Source organism: Shewanella sp. 10N.286.45.A1 (assembly GCF_041470405.1).
GTDB lineage: Bacteria > Pseudomonadota > Gammaproteobacteria > Enterobacterales > Shewanellaceae > Shewanella.
This window is the reverse complement of the sequence record NZ_JBFRMK010000030.1, coordinates 1-3,846: the sequence shown is the minus strand read 5'-3', so window position 1 is coordinate 3,846 and position 3,846 is coordinate 1. Positions and strand designations below refer to the sequence as shown.

Annotated in this window: 4 protein-coding genes; 3 read left to right on the top strand and 1 reads right to left on the bottom strand. The window is 41.7% G+C overall.

Translation table 11 applies throughout. From position 1 onward, the window contains the following. On the top strand, positions 1-202 hold a 202-nt coding region (locus AB4238_RS02595), incomplete at its 5' end, for a hypothetical protein (protein ID WP_372031042.1). A 162-nt stretch (positions 203-364) separates the two neighbouring features. Here AB4238_RS02595 and AB4238_RS02590 read toward each other — a convergent pair. Next, positions 365-1,375, bottom strand: a complete 1,011-nt coding sequence (locus AB4238_RS02590; RefSeq protein WP_372031041.1) for an alpha/beta hydrolase family protein — start codon at positions 1,373-1,375, stop codon at positions 365-367. Positions 1,376-1,730: 355 nt separating this feature from the next. Between AB4238_RS02590 and AB4238_RS02585 the strand changes: the two genes are divergently transcribed. Beyond that, positions 1,731-2,222 (top strand): DUF1097 domain-containing protein, encoded by a 492-nt coding sequence (locus AB4238_RS02585; RefSeq protein WP_372031039.1) that lies wholly within the window; start codon positions 1,731-1,733, stop codon positions 2,220-2,222. Positions 2,223-2,318: 96 nt separating this feature from the next. Beyond that, positions 2,319-3,782 carry a methyl-accepting chemotaxis protein gene (locus AB4238_RS02580; protein ID WP_372031038.1) on the top strand — a complete coding sequence of 488 codons (1,464 nt, stop codon included), beginning with the start codon at positions 2,319-2,321 and terminating at the stop codon, positions 3,780-3,782. Positions 3,783-3,846: the final 64 nt, after the last annotated feature.

The following is a 3,846-nucleotide window of genomic DNA, read 5'->3' as shown; positions in this document are numbered from 1 at the left end:
ATATTTAGGGGCTGTTGATCTTTCACGGTTGTTTTTGCCGCAGTTTATTGGCTATTTTGACAAGGCGGAGGCTATGCCGTTTAGTTATTCTCCACAAATAGTCTACAACACAGTAAAAATAGCCAAGAAACGCGGCCCTTTGGGTTCGATTCAATGCTTCTATTCTTTTATGGCTAGAATGTGTTATGCGCTTTTCACTTAGCCAGCTAAGCTTCAACACTCAAGCTTGGTACTAGAAACATTATTCCTTACGGTAAAAAATCGAACAAAAGAAAGGCTCAAAAGTTCAACAGCCCTTAGTGCTAGTTCTTCTTTTGAGCGTTACTTTTGAACCAGTAAATAACCGTGGCTATTGATACGTGGCTTATAAGTATGTTTTAAACCAACTAACGAGTTCTTGTTCTGACTGTTTTTTGTTAATACTTAAGAAGTGATCGTCTTCAGGGTAAATAACCAGTTTATGTGGAACATTGTTTGTTTTTAGTGCTTCAGCAAGCGCAATAGAATGCTTGACCGATACACGTTTGTCGTTACTGCCATGTATAAGTAAAATTGGGATCTCTTTCGAAAGTTTATCAGCCCAAGTTATTACTGAACGTTTTTTTAGTTCAAGAGCTTTATTTTCTTGATAGTTGATGATTCTGTTACGGTAAACCTTCTCCATATTAGGGCGATAACCAAGATCTTTTACTAAATCGACATTTCCTGCAATGGTAGCGATGGCTTTTACATTGTTGTTCTTTTTAATTGCCAGATGGGTTTGCATTCCCCCTCTGCTGGCACCATACATGCCGATCCTTTTTGCATCGGCACCTTCTATATTGGGGATGTAATCAAACAATGCCACTACATCATCAACATCTAGACCACCAAACTCATCCTGAAACATCGTTGACTCATTATGCAAGCCCCTGTATTGGCTGCCAATGATAACAAACCCCTGTTGAGCTATAGGAAATAGGTTCCGCATCATTGAGCCAAATACCACACTGCCAAATCGACCATTTCCACCGCGATTATAAATCAAGACCGGCAGCTTGTTTGGCGCTGTTTTAGGCTTCATTAGATATCCACTTACAAATAGACCATTAACTTTATATTGAAAAGTTCTGCAATCAATTTCACTTTTATAGAGGTCAAATAGCTCTTCGCCGAACATTAAATCGAATTGAGTTAATTTGCGGGATAACTGTACTTCAGATTGTATTGGTTTTGAAAACTTTACCTTCATAGCACTGCGCCAAGATTGATAATCTTTAAAAATTGAGCTAAAGCAGTCTTTCTGATTTTTGATGTCTGCATGATTAATAAGGTCTTGAGCTTGAGCATATAGAGGGCTAATAGCTAACAGTAACAATAGTATGGTTAATCTCACGTGAACTCCATGTCGGTGATGGTTTGATTTTTCAAATTTAATGTAGGGCACGCTAATGTTTCATGGGGTATGCAGATTGTAAAATGAAAAAAAGTGATGCTCTGCTCCACTGATACCACGCTAGTCTCAAAACATGCCTGTAAACAATTTTCTAATCACGAACTCTTCCTCTAAAGGCAAATAGGTAATTTTGTTACATTATTGTTCGTTTTGTGCGCTAAAACTGCTTGGATAGCAAATTATTTGTCACAGATCGTGTTTTTTAGCATTCAAAAAGGTTAATTTAGCGTCCTTAATATAAAACACTGTGTTCTTACATAGTAAAAGTATTTGTACCGTTATTAGAGAGGTCTTTATGGAACATCGTTGGCAAATAGCTATTTCAGCAGGATTACTCGCCGCAGTTTGGGCTGGTTTCGCTGATGCATTTCAACTTGTTACTTGGATAGGCTTTCTAGGTTGCAGTACTTTCTTCGCTCAAACCGAATCGGGTGCGAAGGGGATGCTGATGGCAATGACCACCAATCTCTCTGGTGTTTTCTGGGGCTGGCTCATTATCTCTGCAAGCAGCTTTTTTGTCTCTCCTTTGCTTGGGTATGCCTTCACAGGCGTTGCGACAGCGGCAATGTGTTTACAAGCCAGTTATCAAAAGCTGGCCTTTATACCTGGTGCCTTTATCGGTTGTTGTATCACTTTTGCCATGGGCGGCGATATCGCTGCTATATTACCGCCACTAATTCTTGGTGCGATGCTTGGCTACAGCATGAGCTTGTTCACTGCTCAGCTAATCTCTCTAACTCAAAAATTACAAACCATTTTTGCGCAAAACACTGCAAAAGAGTCGTAATTTGCTATAAAGCTTAGCTAAATAATGCCGATACTAGGTTTATTAGCTGAATACTGCTTATAAATGGTCGAAGGTTAAGGCCAAGGGAACTTCACGATGAAGCAAATTAATTTTCGAACTGTCGATGCTGTATTAATCAAGCTTAGCCTTAATGGTAAATTTTGGGCAATCTGTACCATGGTCACCCTTATCACGCTAGGGGTTGCAACCACCAATTATTTTAATATCACACAACAGATTGAGGCTGCATCAGTAGAGCGAGCTCAAGCGACAGTCGATGCCTATGCATCTGTTGCTAACGACCTTCAGCTAAACGATGCTGCGCTTGCTGAATTTGCCGCCAAAAACGGCTTAAGTGTGGGCTATGCTCAAAAATCAAATCGAGTTAACAACAAGGTTACCGTAAGCGCTAACCTTGTATCAGAGCAGCTTGTTTACAGCGCCAATGTCGCTAAGTGGGAGCAAGATGCACTGTCACAAGCTAATATGATGTTGTTATTGTCATTACTTGGTCTGTTGCCTTTGTACCTGGTGAGTTACTGGGTATCTACCTCGCTAGGCGGCGGTTTGTGGGATATGTACCAAGCGATTAAAAGATTGGCGGATGGCGACTTAAGCTTTAGGCTCAACTTTTTTGGTAAAGACGATTTTAGCTTAATCGCCCGTGAAATTGACCGCAGTGCTGACAACATGAGTGAAATGGTGTCTGCCATTGCTAAAAATGCCGAAACACTTTCGCATGCTGCGAGTGAGTTTCACCAACAAGCAGGTCAAAATGAGCAGCTTACACATGCTCAGCATCAATTTCTTGATACTGTTGCCGTGGCGATGTCGCAAATGACTGCCGCTGTTGAAGAAGTATCAGCAAATGCATCAAGCACTTCAGAGCAAACCGAAATTAACTCCTCTCAGGCAGCTAACAGTAAAGTACAGCTTACTGAAGCTGTTGCTAGCATAGGTATATTGACTGAGAGGATCTCAGAAGCTTCTATTTCAGTTGAAGATCTCTCTCATGCAGCGACTCAGATTGGTGAGGTCGTGACCACCATTAATGGCATTTCTGAGCAAACAAACCTATTGGCGCTTAATGCGGCAATTGAAGCGGCGAGAGCCGGTGAGCAGGGAAGAGGTTTTGCTGTCGTCGCCGATGAAGTCAGAACCCTTGCTAGTCGCACGCAGCAAGCGACAGTGGAAATTCAATCTATGATTGAAGGCCTACAAACTGGCACTCACAAACTCAGCAGCATTACTGGTGATATCGTATCGCAAGCAGATAAAGGTCGCGAAGCGATTGTATCTGTGAGCAATGATGTTGACAGCATGGCATTATCTATCAGCACGGTATTCGACATGAGTGCACAAATAGCGGCGTCATCAGAGGAGCAAAGCGTAGCCTCAAGAGAGATCGCATCGCAGCTTAATGACATTCGTGGACAAGCTGAAACAATCAAAGAAACCACAGGTCATTCTATTAGCTTAGCCACTGACTTGAATGATGCTTCAAATGGTTTAGATCAGCTTTTAGGCCAATATACCTTAGCAAAGACTAGGGGCTGTTGACCTTTCACGGTTGTTTTTGCCGCCTTTTATTGGCTATTTTGACAAGGCGGAGGCTATGCCGTTT

Coding starts and splice junctions, on each gene's coding strand:
- AB4238_RS02585 (WP_372031039.1), top strand. CDS start 1,731: ATGGAACATCGTTGGCAAATAGCTATTTCAGCAGGATTACTCGCCGCA.
- AB4238_RS02580 (WP_372031038.1), top strand. CDS start 2,319: ATGAAGCAAATTAATTTTCGAACTGTCGATGCTGTATTAATCAAGCTT.